The following is a 13,759-nucleotide window of genomic DNA, read 5'->3' as shown; positions in this document are numbered from 1 at the left end:
TCAGTACGTGAGTGACTGGGAAAGCTTGGTGTTGATGCTTCTACTATATGGTAAAAACTTCATTTTCTCTTCTTTTTATTTTACCTGTTTCTTATTAGAAAAGAAAGGAGAGACGATCGTTTTTTAAAATGTATACATGCTTAAAATTTGATGGTAAAAGTCTCAGTTTGTCATTTTAAAATACATAAAAAAATGAAGTGCTTTATGTTGAATAGGCATCGATATAGCATGTATAACGATAGGTTTAAAGGTATTTTTGTTTGGAAATGAGTTCATTATTTTCAGAAAGGAAGTGCAAACATGATTAGTCAGTCAACGTTATTTTTATTCATACTACTTATTATCGGACTTGTTGCTAAAAACCAATCGCTTACTGTAGCTATTGGTGTGTTATTTTTATTGAAGTTTACGTTTCTAGGGGATAAAGTCTTTCCTTATCTACAAACGAAAGGGATTAACCTCGGTGTTACGGTTATTACAATAGCAGTACTCGTACCGATTGCGACGGGGGAAATAGGTTTTAAACAACTTGGAGAAGCGGCCAAATCGTATTATGCATGGATTGCTTTAGCTTCAGGGGTAGCGGTTGCTTTGTTAGCGAAAGGCGGCGTACAATTATTGACGACGGATCCTCATATTACAACTGCGCTCGTTTTCGGGACAATTATAGCGGTTGCTTTATTTAATGGAGTTGCTGTAGGTCCATTAATTGGGGCTGGAATTGCCTATGCAGTTATGAGTATTATACAGATGTTTAAATAAGGAATTTTATAGTAATATAAAATTTTTGAATTCTTTCTGTTCACAAAAGTCAGATAATTGTTTATAATAGGATTAGAAACTTTGAAAAGTTACATAACAGCAGAGACTTTACACCAGATAAAATAAAAACAACATAAAACAATTTTATAATGATATTGTTTTATGTTGTTTTTATCATAAAACTCTTCGGAATTCATTTTCCTCACTAACTTGTTGTTTTGAGCGTGAGGATTCGGGGAGACATTCACGCTCATGCTCTCCATGTAGACAATGGACATAAGAGGGGAACATTGCAACAGATTTGCATGATCGTGCATTTTGCTTGCCTAAAGAGTGAACGGGCGTTCATAATTCAAAAGGAGAGCAAATAGATATAAGGAGCAAGGTTGGGAGAATTTTCAGGAAAAGGAGAGAATGTCATGACTGTTATTCGAGGTTTAGAAGGGGTAGTAGCAACAACATCATCTGTGAGCTCTATTATTGATGATACATTAACTTATGTTGGGTATAATATTGATGATTTAGCTGAGAATGCTACATTTGAAGAAGTAGTGTACTTATTATGGCATCGCAAGCTTCCTAATGAACAAGAACTAGCGAAATTTAAAGAGACTGTATCGGAATACTATAAAGTCCCAGGTGAGATTTTAACATATTTGAAACAAGTAGATTTAAAAATCGCACATCCGATGTCTGTTTTACGAACTGCAATTTCCATGCTATCATTATACGATGAGAGCGCTGAAATTATGGATGAGAAGTCCAACTATTTGAAAGCGGTTAAATTGCAGGCTCAAGTGGGAACTTTAGTTGCTGCTTATGCAAGAATTCGTAAAGGTTTAGATATTGTTGAGCCTAGAAACGATTTATCATTAGCTGCAAACTTCTTGTACATGTTAAATGATCGCGAGCCAAATGAAGTTGAAATTGAAGCTTTTGATAAGGCGCTTGTACTTCACGCAGATCATGAGTTAAACGCTTCTACATTCACTGCACGCGTTTGTGTAGCTACACTTTCAGATGTATATTCTGGTATTACAGCAGCAATCGGTGCGTTAAAAGGTCCTCTTCACGGCGGGGCAAATGAAAATGTAATGAAGATGTTAACGGAAATTGGCGAAGAAGAAAATGTAGAATCATATATTCATAATGCTTTTCAAAATAAAGTGAAAATCATGGGCTTTGGCCACCGTGTATATGAGCAGGGTGATCCACGTGCAAAACATTTACGTGAAATGTCCAAGAGATTATGCGTGCTTTTAGGAGAAGACAAATGGTATAATATGTCTATCAAAATTGAAGACATTGTAACAAAAGAAAAAGGTCTTCCACCAAATGTTGATTTCTATTCAGCTTCTGTATACCATTGCTTAGGAATTGACCATGACTTATTTACACCTATTTTTGCAATTAGCCGTATGTCAGGCTGGTTAGCTCATATTCTAGAACAATATGAAAACAACCGTTTAATCCGTCCACGTGCTGATTATAATGGACCAACACATCAAGTGTACGTTCCAATTGCACAACGATAAGCGAAAAACACTATTTTGATAGTGAAAATACGCTTTCAAAAGTCTGATTTTTTCGGAAAGACGTAATGATTAGAATATTTAAATTTGAATAACGGTTTGAACTGAGGGGTTATTCCCTCAGTTTCATACATATGAAATTTCAAACATGGGGGTTATCACATTGACGACAGGTGAAAAAATTACTGTAACTAATGGTGTTATGAATGTACCAAACAATCCGATTATTCCATTTATCGAAGGAGATGGAATTGGTCCTGATATTTGGGCAGCTGCATCTCGTGTACTAGAAGCAGCAGTTGAAAAAGCTTATGATGGTGAGAAGAAAATTGTTTGGAAAGAAGTGCTTGCAGGGGAAAAAGCATTCAACCAAACAGGCGAGTGGTTACCAGAAGAAACTTTAAATTTAATCCGTGAATATTTAATCGCGATTAAAGGTCCACTTACAACTCCAGTTGGCGGTGGTATTCGTTCTCTAAACGTAGCACTTCGTCAAGAATTAGATTTATATGTATGTCTACGTCCAGTTCGTTATTTTGATGGTGTTCCTTCACCTGTAAAACGTCCGGAAGATACTGATATGGTTATTTTCCGTGAGAATACAGAAGACATTTATGCTGGAATTGAATATGCACAAGGATCTCCAGAAGCAGAAAAAGTTCTTGCTTTCTTAAAAGAAGCAATGGGTGTTAATAAAATCCGCTTCCCAGAAACATCTGGTATTGGTATTAAACCAATCTCAGAAGAAGGGACAAAGCGTCTTGTTCGTGCTGCGATTCAATATGCAATTAATGAAAAACGCTCTTCTGTTACATTAGTTCATAAAGGAAACATTATGAAATTTACAGAAGGTGCTTTCAAAAACTGGGGTTACGAAGTAGCGGAACAAGAATTCGGCGACAAAGTATTTACTTGGGCTGAATATGACCGTATCGTTGAGAAAGATGGTAAAGATGCAGCGAATAAAGCGATGGCAGATGCTGAAGTGGCTGGAAAAATCATCGTAAAAGATTCTATTGCAGACATCTTCTTACAACAAATTTTAACTCGTCCACGTGAGTTCGATGTTGTTGCAACAATGAACTTAAACGGAGACTACATCTCTGATGCACTTGCTGCACAAGTAGGTGGAATTGGTATTGCACCTGGTGCAAACATTAACTATGTGACTGGACATGCTATCTTTGAAGCTACACATGGTACAGCTCCAAAATATGCAGGTTTAGATAAAGTAAACCCATCTTCAGTTCTTCTTTCTGGTGTATTATTATTAGAGCACTTAGGATGGAACGAAGCTGCGAAATTAGTAACTGCTTCAGTTGAGAAAACAATTGCTTCAAAAGTAGTAACTTATGATTTCGCACGCTTAATGGAAGGTGCAACAGAAGTGAACTGTTCTGAGTTCGCTAATGAACTTATTAAAAACATGGATGTAGCGATAATCAAAAACGCATAATTAAAGCGGGGGGTAAATTATGACAATCAAACGCAAGAAAGTTTCAGTCATCGGTGCAGGATTTACAGGAGCAACAACAGCATTCTTATTAGCACAAAAAGAACTTGCAGATGTTGTATTAGTGGACATTCCACAACTGGAAAATCCAACAAAAGGGAAAGCGTTAGATATGTTAGAAGCGAGCCCAGTACAAGGTTTTGATGCTAACATTATTGGAACATCTGATTACGCAGATACGGCTGATTCTGACGTTGTTGTTATTACAGCAGGTATTGCGCGTAAGCCTGGTATGAGCCGTGATGACTTAGTAGCAACAAACTCTAAAATTATGAAAAGTATTACGCGCGACATTGCAAAACATTCACCAAATGCGGTTATTGTTGTATTAACAAATCCAGTTGATGCAATGACATATTCTGTATTTAAAGAAGCAGGATTCCCGAAAGAGCGTGTTATCGGTCAATCGGGCGTATTAGATACAGCTCGTTTCCGTACATTTATTGCACAAGAATTAAATCTTTCTGTGAAAGACATTACAGGATTTGTTCTGGGTGGCCACGGTGACGATATGGTACCTCTTGTACGTTATTCTTATGCAGGTGGCATTCCGTTAGAAACGTTAATTCCGAAAGAGCGTTTAGAAGCAATCGTAGAACGTACCCGTAAAGGTGGCGGTGAGATTGTAGGCTTATTAGGAAACGGTAGTGCATATTACGCACCAGCTGCTTCTTTAGTTGAAATGACAGAAGCAATCTTAAAAGATCAACGCCGTGTATTACCGGCTATTGCGTACCTTGAAGGTGAATATGGTTATAGCGACCTTTATTTAGGGGTACCAGTAATTCTAGGTGGTAACGGAATTGAAAAAATTATTGAATTAGAACTTCTTGCAGATGAAAAAGAAGCGTTAGATCGCTCTGTAGAATCTGTACGTAATGTTATGAAGGTTCTTGTTTAATAATTAAATATAAGCGGAAAAAGATTCGGGGCCCCGAATCTTTTTCTACTATATATGCAAATGTTTTTTTGAAATAATATGAAAACGCTATCATTTGGTGTATCCTATAATGAAACTATAGATTTATACTATACATTTCCCTCATCATAGTAAAATTTGGATCAGGTATCGCTGCTAGTAGGATAATAAGGTGAAAAAATCGGAGGGGGTTGTAACATGTTAAAGAAAAAAGTTCAAATTGGTCGTAGAATGGATGAAATTACAGTAGGAGAGAAATTATCTATCACTGAAAAAATTGAGGATAAAGATTTGTTATTGTACTTAGGGTTAACGAATGATGCCAATCCATTATATATTCAGCATGATTACGCATCCCAAACTCCGTATGAAAAGCCGATTGTACCAAGCATTATGCTAACGGGAATGATTACAACGGCAGTCACGAAATATTTACCAGGTCCAGGTAGTCATATTACGAGGAAGGACCTTACGTTCGTGAAGCATGTTCACCATTATGAAACGTTACAAATCCACTTTGAAGTTGTGGCTGTTTCTGAGGAGGAACATACAATTGATATGCTTGTATCTGCTCATGATGAAAAAGGAGAAACGGTTGTAAAGGGTTCTTTAACAGTAACGCCGCCTTTTAAATCAGTTTCTATTATGGAAAAAGCATTAGATAATTTTTAAAAAGTAAAAATATGAATAGCGCTAGCATACCTTTCTATAAGGGGGCTAGCGCTATTTTTAGTTGAAGAATCCTTGTGTGAATCCTTCGGCGAAATCGGAACAACCTGTTTTAATCGTGTCCCAGCTTGGTACGTTAAAAGTAAGGAAACATGTTACTACTAAAGTTAAAATAGGTAGTAATATTCGCATAATAGCCCCCCTGTATCATATTTATTTGTATATTTAAATTAATGATATATTTATTGGTGATTGAAGTCAATGAAAGGGGTGTTTTTTTAAGATGAAGTGGAAGAGAGAAGAAACTATCTTTGAAACGATAAGAGAAGCTGAAGTGTGGGCAGATTCAATCGCGAATGAAATGTATGGAAGAGCATTTGATGGATATGAAACGCTAGACTATAAAGTAGCGTATGCTCTTGCGTTTTTGTTAGCGCAAAATCGAGAATTTAATATTTATACGGAAGTAGAATTTAATGAAACTATAGAAGTGTATAAAGTATGGATAACAATAAGTTAATTAAGCCGAGTGTAATTGTTTTTAGGAATAATGATAGTACAAATCAGCTCCATGTATAGACAATTATATTGAGAGGGACCATGTTTTCTAGTATGATGAGAATAACGGGGAAAATACTAGGATGAAGAAGGTTTCAAGTCTATAACTTGGAGGAAAAGAATGAACAATCGTATTTTAGTAGTTGATGATGAGGAATTTATCTTAACTTTAATTGAATTTAATCTACAACAAGCTGGGTTTGAAGTGATAACAGCGATGGATGGAGAAATGGCGCTTCAAAAAGCGACAACAGAACGCCCAGATTTAATTATATTAGATTTAATGCTTCCAAAAATGGATGGTATGGAAGTGTGTAAAGAATTACGATTGCAGCGCGTTATGACGCCGATTTTAATGTTAACAGCAAAAGATGATGAATTTGATAAGGTGCTAGGTCTTGAACTTGGGGCAGATGATTATATGACGAAGCCATTTAGCCCAAGGGAAGTTGTTGCGCGTGTGAAGGCAATTTTGCGCCGCACGAAATTACAACAAGAAGAACAAGTTAAAGAAGCGTCAGATGAAGAGAGCGTCACAATTGCTGAACTTAAAATTTTGCCGGAATTTTATGAGGCTTATTTCCAAGGAAGAAAGCTTGAATTAACACCAAAAGAATTTGAACTACTTGTTTATCTTGCGAAAAATAAAAGTCGCGTGTTGACACGTGATCAATTATTAAGTGCTGTATGGAACTATGATTTTGCTGGTGATACACGAATTGTTGACGTTCATATTAGCCATTTGCGCGATAAAATTGAACAAAATACGAAAAAACCGACGTACATTAAAACGATACGTGGTTTAGGATATAAATTAGAGGAGCCAAAAGGGGATGAATAAATTTCGTTCCAGGCTTCTTTTTACATTTGTTTCTCTTATTGTTTTTATTTTAGTTGGACTAGGTTTATTGCTAGAAACTGTGTTTGAAAACTACTATATAGATCATGCCAAAGAGAGAATGGTAAAAGAGACAGAGTATGTTGCGGTATTAGCAGAAGAACAGGGTTTTGATGATGTTTTAAAAAATCCATATGTATTTGAAAAGTTAGAAGAAAAAATACAGGCTTCTATTGCATTTATAGATGAAAAAAAGAAAGTTCAATATAGCGGAGGAGAAAAGTCTGCTTTTAGTCAAGAGATAATTAAAGAACTTTCTTCTGAAACCACGAAACAAAGAAACAAAGTCATTACGAAAGAAACAGATCAGAATAATGAATTTTACCATGCGGTATTCGTTCAAGATGTAGCAGGGAAACAAGGGTATATTTTGGTGAAAAGTACAATTGAGCCTTTGAAATCTGTTCATCAAAAAACGTGGGGATTATTAATTATCGGATTTGTTATCGCTTGTCTCGTAGTCGTATTTTTAGGTATGAAAATTACAGGGCAATATATTAGGCCAATTGAATCTGTTACGAAAGTTGCTATCGAATTAGCGAAGGGAAATTATAAAGCACGCGCTTATGAAAGTCATTCGGATGAAACGGGGATGCTGAGTAAAGCGATAAATATTTTAGCCCGTAATTTACAAGAGATGACACTTGAGCAAGAAATGCAACAAGATCGTCTGCATACGTTAATTGAAAATATGGGAAGCGGAATGATTTTAATTGATAGCCGCGGGTATATAAACCTTGTAAACCGTTCGTATAAGGAGACTTTCCACGTAACAGATGAAGAATATTTAGATCGTTTATATTATGAGTCGTTTCATCATACAGAAATTATAGAGCTCGTGGAAGAAATCTTTATGACAGAAGTGAAAGTGCGTAAACAAATGTTATTGCCGCTTGGAATTGAGCGAAAGCATTTCGAAGTATATGGAGCACCGATTATCGGGACGAACCATGAATGGAAAGGGATTGTCCTTGTATTTCATGACATTACTGAGCTAAAGAAATTAGAACAAATGAGAAAAGACTTTTTAGCGAATGTTTCTCATGAACTAAAGACACCGATTACTTCTATTAAAGGTTTTTCAGAAACGCTCTTGGACGGTGCGATGGATAATAAAAAATTCTGCGAACATTTCTTGCATATTATTTTAAAAGAAAGTGAACGCATGCAAGGGTTAATTGAAGATTTATTAGATTTATCAAAGATTGAGCAACAAGGATTTAAATTGAGTATGGGGACCGTTGATATGAAGGGACTTCTTGAAGACATTCATATGGTGCTTGATAACAAAGCGGGAGAAAAAGAAATTTCTTTACAAGTAAATGCGCTAAAAGGAGTCTCGGTCATTGGAGATCCAAGTCGTTTGAAGCAAATCTTTATTAATTTAATGAATAACGCAATCGTATATACGCCGGCTGGAGGCGTTGTTTCTGTAGAATTAGCAGAAGATAAATATAATGCTTATATAAAAGTATCGGATACGGGAATTGGTATTAGTAAAGATGAAATTCCGCGTATTTTTGAACGCTTTTACCGAGTGGATAAAGCGAGAAGTAGAAATACTGGTGGTACAGGCCTTGGATTATCGATTGTAAAGCATTTAGTTGAGGCACATCACGGTACGATTACAGTGGATAGTGAAGTTGGGGAAGGGACAACCTTTACAGTTGCTTTACCAAAATCAGCAACCGAAAAATAGGATGAAGGATGTTTACAATATATTAACAATGGCTTAATTAAATATTAATAAAGGTCTGTTAATATAATACATGAAAACCCCTTCATCCAAGGAGTAATTTTGGACGAGAATAGTTATGCTGTTCTCGTCACTTCCCTTTTATGTTAGTAAACGTTTGTATATATGATAGAAAATAGCCGTTATTTTTCTTCTCTCTATTAGTCATGTTAATATAGAGAGAGGAAAGGAACGGTTTTTTTTCTGTGAAAAAAATCATTTCAAATTTGTATGGGGAGGTTTCTGATTTGGAAAAAAAGGTCGTATTAGTAGATGGTAATAATATCGCGTATCGTGCTTTCTTTGCACTACCGCTTTTAAATAACGACAAAGGTATACATACGAACGCCATTTACGGTTTTACAATGATGTTAATGAGAATATTAGAGGAAGAAAAACCAACGCATATGTTAGTAGCGTTTGATGCGGGTAAAACAACATTCCGTCATAAAACGTATAGTGAGTATAAAGGAGGACGTCAAAAGACTCCACCTGAATTATCAGAGCAATTCCCGTTTATTCGTGAGATGCTTGATGCATTCAACGTACCGCGTTATGAATTAGAAAATTATGAAGCGGATGACATTATGGGGACGTTAGCGAAAGAAGCGAGTGAACAAGGGTTTCATGTAAAAGTTATTTCAGGAGATAAAGACTTACTACAACTTGTTTCAGATAATACACTCGTATGTATTCCTCGCAAAGGGATTACAGAAGTGGATGAATATACGAAAGAAGCTTTATTTGAGAAATACAGCTTATCACCAAAGCAAATTATCGATATGAAAGGTTTAATGGGAGACCAGTCAGATAATATTCCAGGTGTACCAGGAGTTGGTGAAAAAACTGCGATTAAATTGTTAACACAGTTTGAAACGGTCGAGGCAGTGTATGAGAATATAGATCAAGTAAGCGGGAAGAAATTAAAAGAAAAGTTAGAAGCAAATAAAGACCAAGCTCTTATGAGTAAAGATCTTGCAACTATTATTACAGATGCGCCGATTACAGTGCATGTGGATGATATGGAGTATAAAGGGTATGAAGCAAGTGATGTCATTCCAATGTTCGAGAATTTAGGATTTACATCTCTTTTAAATAAATTAGGTGTTACGCCAGAAGAAACGGCTCCAGCTGAATTAGATGATATTACGTTTGATATTGTGGAAGAAGTTACAGAAGAAATGCTAGGGCAAGATAGTGCGCTTATTGTTGAAGTACAAGAAGATAACTATCATAAAGCGGACATTCAAGGTTTTGGTATTCAAAATGAAAATGGCTGTTACTTTATTCAAACAGACATTGCTCTTAAGTCAGACGCTTTTAAAGAGTGGCTTGCAGATGGAGAAATGAGAAAGCATACATTTGATGCGAAGCGTGCAATCGTTGCACTTAAGTGGAATGGGATAGATATGCAAGGGATTGACTTTGATCTATTAATCGCTGCTTATTTACTTGACCCGGCCGATACGGATAAAGATTTCCGTACTGTAGCGAAAATGAAAGAAACGCATGCTGTGAAATCCGATGAAGAAATTTATGGAAAAGGTGCGAAGCGTGCTGTTCCAGAGCTAGAAGTAGTAGCGGAGCATGTAGCTCGTAAAGTGCACGTATTATATGATGTAAAGCAAACATTCGTTGAAGAGTTACAAAAGAATGAGCAATATGAACTGTTTACAGAGTTAGAATTACCACTTGCGCGTGTATTAGCTGATATGGAAGTAAAAGGTGTAAAAGTTGATACGGAGCGTCTTCGTAATATGGGAGAAGAACTTGCAGGTAGATTAAAGGAAATGGAACAGGAAATTTATAAGCTTGCGGGAACAGAATTTAATATTAATTCACCGAAGCAGCTTGGTGTTATTCTGTTTGAGAACTTAAACTTACCAGTTATTAAAAAGACGAAAACAGGTTATTCTACGTCAGCTGATGTACTAGAGAAGCTTATGGATCGCCATGAAATTATTCCAAACATTTTACATTATCGTCAATTAGGAAAACTAAATTCAACTTATATTGAAGGTTTATTAAAAGTTGTACATGAAGATTCATCTAAAATCCATACTCGTTTCAATCAAGTATTAACGCAAACAGGTCGATTAAGTTCAACGGATCCGAACTTGCAAAATATCCCGATTCGATTAGAAGAAGGAAGAAAAATTCGTCAGGCATTTGTTCCGTCAGAAGAAGGATGGATTATGTACGCGGCAGATTATTCACAAATTGAACTTCGCGTATTAGCTCATATTGCAAATGATAAAGGGCTAGTTGAAGCGTTCCAACATGATATGGATATTCATACGAAAACGGCTATGGATGTATTTGGCGTTGAAAAAGATGAAGTAACTTCGAATATGAGACGACAAGCAAAAGCTGTTAACTTCGGAATTGTGTATGGTATTAGTGATTACGGTCTTTCACAAAACTTAGGAATTACAAGAAAAGCAGCCGCGGAATTTATTGAAAAGTATTTAGAAAGTTTCCCTGGTGTACAAGAATACATGAGTGACATCGTAAAAGATGCGAAACAAAAAGGCTATGTGGCTACATTATTAAATCGCCGCCGTTACATTCCAGAAATTACGAGTCGTAATTTCAATTTACGTAGCTTTGCGGAGCGCACGGCTATGAATACACCAATTCAAGGTACTGCAGCAGATATTATTAAAAAAGCGATGATTATTATGGCAAATCGTCTAGAAGAAGAAGGATTACAAGCGCGTCTTCTTCTGCAAGTACACGATGAATTGATATTTGAAGCACCAAAAGAAGAAATTGAAAAATTAGAGAAGCTTGTACCTGAAGTAATGGAGCATGCAATTGAACTTGCAGTTCCGCTAAAAGTTGATTATTCTTACGGTCCAACTTGGTACGACGCAAAATAAGGAAGTGATGAAATGCCTGAATTACCAGAGGTTGAAAACGTCAGACGGACACTTGAAAATCTTGTAACAGGAAAAACGATTGAAGATGTTATTGTTACATATCCAAAAATAGTAAAACGACCGGATGATGTAGAAATCTTTAAAGAAATGCTTAGAGGCGAGAAGATTGAGAATATAAAGCGAAGAGGAAAGTTTTTGCTTTTATATGTAACGAATTATGTTATTGTTTCACATTTGCGTATGGAAGGTAAGTTTTTACTACACCAAGAGGATGAGCCAATTGATAAGCACACGCACGTCCGTTTCTTATTTACAGATGGAACTGAATTACATTATAAAGATGTGAGAAAGTTTGGTACGATGCATCTCTTTAAAAAGGGTGAAGAGTTGAATCAAATGCCTCTTGCTGACTTAGGTCCGGAGCCATTTGATGCTGAATTGACACCACAGTATTTACAAGAGAGATTGCAAAAGACAAATCGTAAAATAAAAGTCGTATTATTAGACCAGCGTCTTTTAGTGGGGCTTGGAAATATATATGTAGATGAAGTTTTATTCCGTTCGCAAATTCACCCAGAGCGAGAAGCATCGTCTTTAACAGCAGAAGAAGTTGAGCGGATTTATGAGGCGACTGTTACAACGCTAGGCGAAGCGGTGAAGCGTGGCGGAAGTACAATTCGAACGTATATTAACTCGCAAGGGCAAATTGGTTCGTTCCAGGAGCTTCTAAATGTATATGGAAAAAAAGGAGAGCCGTGTGTGACTTGCGGTACGATATTAGAAAAAACAGTTGTTGGCGGAAGAGGAACGCATTACTGCCCAATTTGTCAGCCAAGAATATAGAAAAGAGATAACATCGGATAGGCATTTGTCATATACATACAGCAGAGCTATGTATAAGGGAGGAGCTTACCGATGTACCTTTATTTATCTCTTATTTTATTAGCTTTTACATTAAGCTTAGATAGCTGTAGTGTAGGGCTAACATATGGTTTAAGAAGCGTAAGAATTCCACTAAGATCAATTATAATTATCGGAATGTGTTCAGCAGCTGTTATGCTTGTTTCAATGGGAATTGGACATATGATCGCGAAAGCATTTTCACCTGTTATTGCAACGCGTATCGGTGGGCTTGTTCTTATTGGAATAGGAATTTGGGTATTATACCAATTTTTTCGAAGTGAGAAAAAGGAAGAACCGAAGCAAGAGGAGAAGGTTTGGAAATTAGAAATTGCTTCACTTGGGCTAGTGATTCAAATTTTACGGAAACCGACTGTAGCAGATTTTGATAAATCAGGCACTATTTCTGCAGGAGAAGCATTACTTCTTGGTATCGCTCTTTCTATAGATTCGTTCGGTGCCGGAATTGGTGCATCTTTATTAGGGTATGCCCCTGCTATGATGGCGATATTAGTTGCGGTTATGAGTTCTTTGTTTTTATTTATTGGAATGAAACTTGGAACGGTTTTATCAAATATGAAATGGTTACAAAAATTTACATTCCTGCCTGGGGTATTACTCATTATTATTGGAATTTGGAAAATGTAAGTATGGGCGTGGAACATTAGTTTCGCGCCTTTTATTATGAGGAGGGGAGGACGGTAAGTATTGGTATTTATCTGTCAGTATCGAACAGGAGTTTACAAAAGAGAAGTTAACGGCTGTTTCGTTAGGAATAGATATTGGAATCAAAGAATTAGCATATTGTTCTGATGGTCAGAAAAAGAAAAATATCAACAAAACAAAGGTGGTAAGAAAGGCAGAGAAACGCCTTCGTAGGTTGCAACGTCAAGTTTCTCGTAAATATGAAATGAACAGGGAGGGAAACCGTTTTGTCAAAACGAGCAACATTATAAAAATCGAACAAGAGATACGACAACTACATAGAAGGTTATCAAATATCAGAAAGAATCATCTTCATTAGTCAACGAGCGAAATTGTGAAAACCAAGCCATTTCGTATTGTGATGGAGACGTTGCATATGAAAGATCTGATGAAGAATAGACACCTAGCTAAAGCGATTGCGAAGCAGTGTTTATATGAGTTCAAAAGACAAATTCAATACAAGTGTGAAAAATATGGTATTGAATTTGTAGAAGCTGATACATGGTATCCTTCTTCAAAAATGTGTTCCAATTGTGGAAGTATCAACAAAGAACTAAAACTTTCTGACCGTGTATACAAATGCACTTGTGTTCACGAAATGGATAGGGATTTAAATGCGGCTATCAATTTGTCACGGTATGAATTAGCTAGTTAACATCTAAAAAGGTTACGGCTAATATGTAGGA

At 36.3% G+C, this 13,759-nt stretch carries 12 protein-coding genes and 1 pseudogene; 12 read left to right on the top strand and 1 reads right to left on the bottom strand.

Going from position 1 to position 13,759, the window contains the following annotated elements; translation table 11 throughout:
- Nucleotides 1–300 precede the first annotated feature (300 nt).
- The 5 genes from F8162_RS13285 to F8162_RS13260 all read left to right on the top strand — a co-directional run bounded on the left by F8162_RS13285 (nucleotide 301) and on the right by F8162_RS13260 (nucleotide 5,398).
- Entirely contained in the window at nucleotides 301–762 is a 462-nt protein-coding gene (locus F8162_RS13285) for a DUF441 domain-containing protein (RefSeq protein WP_000625511.1), read from the top strand.
- A 386-nt stretch (nucleotides 763–1,148) separates the two neighbouring features.
- On the top strand, nucleotides 1,149–2,297 hold the full coding sequence (citZ, locus tag F8162_RS13275; RefSeq protein WP_192797615.1) for a citrate synthase: 1,149 nt from the start codon (nucleotides 1,149–1,151) through the stop codon (nucleotides 2,295–2,297).
- A gap of 160 nt (nucleotides 2,298–2,457) precedes the next feature.
- Nucleotides 2,458–3,750 (top strand): NADP-dependent isocitrate dehydrogenase, encoded by a 1,293-nt coding sequence (gene icd / locus F8162_RS13270; RefSeq protein ID WP_151633313.1) that lies wholly within the window; start codon nucleotides 2,458–2,460, stop codon nucleotides 3,748–3,750.
- 19 nt (nucleotides 3,751–3,769) lie between these two features.
- Nucleotides 3,770–4,708, top strand: a complete 939-nt coding sequence (gene mdh / locus F8162_RS13265) for a malate dehydrogenase (RefSeq protein ID WP_151633315.1) — start codon at nucleotides 3,770–3,772, stop codon at nucleotides 4,706–4,708.
- 216 nt (nucleotides 4,709–4,924) lie between these two features.
- Nucleotides 4,925–5,398 carry a MaoC family dehydratase gene (locus F8162_RS13260; RefSeq protein WP_000914190.1) on the top strand — a complete coding sequence of 158 codons (474 nt, stop codon included), beginning with the start codon at nucleotides 4,925–4,927 and terminating at the stop codon, nucleotides 5,396–5,398.
- Nucleotides 5,399–5,455: 57 nt separating this feature from the next.
- On the opposite strand, the gene F8162_RS29235 is transcribed toward F8162_RS13260, so the two are convergent.
- Entirely contained in the window at nucleotides 5,456–5,587 is a 132-nt protein-coding gene (locus tag F8162_RS29235; protein ID WP_076540620.1) for a hypothetical protein, read from the bottom strand.
- A gap of 91 nt (nucleotides 5,588–5,678) precedes the next feature.
- On the opposite strand from F8162_RS29235, the gene F8162_RS13255 reads away from it, so the two are divergent.
- From F8162_RS13255 to F8162_RS13225, 7 genes and pseudogenes are all read left to right on the top strand, one after another.
- Nucleotides 5,679–5,915, top strand: coding sequence for a hypothetical protein (locus F8162_RS13255; protein WP_151633318.1), 237 nt, complete (start codon nucleotides 5,679–5,681; stop codon nucleotides 5,913–5,915).
- 159 nt (nucleotides 5,916–6,074) lie between these two features.
- Nucleotides 6,075–6,794: a two-component system response regulator PhoP gene (phoP, locus tag F8162_RS13250; protein WP_151633319.1), complete on the top strand. Its 720-nt coding sequence runs from the start codon at nucleotides 6,075–6,077 to the stop codon at nucleotides 6,792–6,794.
- On the top strand, nucleotides 6,787–8,550 hold the full coding sequence (gene phoR / locus F8162_RS13245; RefSeq protein WP_151633321.1) for a sensory box histidine kinase PhoR: 1,764 nt from the start codon (nucleotides 6,787–6,789) through the stop codon (nucleotides 8,548–8,550). The genes phoP and phoR overlap by 8 nt, the downstream gene beginning before the upstream one ends.
- Before the next feature lie 284 nt (nucleotides 8,551–8,834).
- On the top strand, nucleotides 8,835–11,468 hold the full coding sequence (gene polA / locus F8162_RS13240; RefSeq protein WP_151633323.1) for a DNA polymerase I: 2,634 nt from the start codon (nucleotides 8,835–8,837) through the stop codon (nucleotides 11,466–11,468).
- Nucleotides 11,469–11,480: 12 nt separating this feature from the next.
- On the top strand, nucleotides 11,481–12,311 hold the full coding sequence (mutM, locus tag F8162_RS13235; protein ID WP_151633325.1) for a DNA-formamidopyrimidine glycosylase: 831 nt from the start codon (nucleotides 11,481–11,483) through the stop codon (nucleotides 12,309–12,311).
- Between the two features lie 72 nt (nucleotides 12,312–12,383).
- Complete coding sequence (gene ytaF / locus F8162_RS13230) at nucleotides 12,384–13,016, top strand: sporulation membrane protein YtaF (RefSeq protein ID WP_151633327.1); 633 nt, start codon at nucleotides 12,384–12,386, stop codon at nucleotides 13,014–13,016.
- Nucleotides 13,017–13,065: 49 nt separating this feature from the next.
- Nucleotides 13,066–13,728: pseudogene (locus tag F8162_RS13225) on the top strand (RNA-guided endonuclease InsQ/TnpB family protein); the annotation flags it as partial.
- Nucleotides 13,729–13,759 lie beyond the last annotated feature (31 nt).

Source organism: Bacillus sp. CH140a_4T, assembly GCF_008923725.1.
Classification (GTDB): Bacteria; Bacillota; Bacilli; order Bacillales; family Bacillaceae_G; genus Bacillus_A.
This window is presented reverse-complemented; position numbering and strand designations above follow the sequence as displayed.

What these genes read in the sequence shown, in the direction of transcription:
- phoR (WP_151633321.1), top strand. Translation starts at nt 6,787, where the DNA reads ATGAATAAATTTCGTTCCAGGCTTCTTTTTACATTTGTTTCTCTTATT.
- F8162_RS13260 (WP_000914190.1), top strand. Translation starts at nt 4,925, where the DNA reads ATGTTAAAGAAAAAAGTTCAAATTGGTCGTAGAATGGATGAAATTACA.
- phoP (WP_151633319.1), top strand. Translation starts at nt 6,075, where the DNA reads ATGAACAATCGTATTTTAGTAGTTGATGATGAGGAATTTATCTTAACT.
- F8162_RS29235 (WP_076540620.1), bottom strand. Translation starts at nt 5,587, where the DNA reads ATGCGAATATTACTACCTATTTTAACTTTAGTAGTAACATGTTTCCTT.
- F8162_RS13255 (WP_151633318.1), top strand. Translation starts at nt 5,679, where the DNA reads ATGAAGTGGAAGAGAGAAGAAACTATCTTTGAAACGATAAGAGAAGCT.
- F8162_RS13285 (WP_000625511.1), top strand. Translation starts at nt 301, where the DNA reads ATGATTAGTCAGTCAACGTTATTTTTATTCATACTACTTATTATCGGA.
- ytaF (WP_151633327.1), top strand. Translation starts at nt 12,384, where the DNA reads ATGTACCTTTATTTATCTCTTATTTTATTAGCTTTTACATTAAGCTTA.
- mutM (WP_151633325.1), top strand. Translation starts at nt 11,481, where the DNA reads ATGCCTGAATTACCAGAGGTTGAAAACGTCAGACGGACACTTGAAAAT.
- mdh (WP_151633315.1), top strand. Translation starts at nt 3,770, where the DNA reads ATGACAATCAAACGCAAGAAAGTTTCAGTCATCGGTGCAGGATTTACA.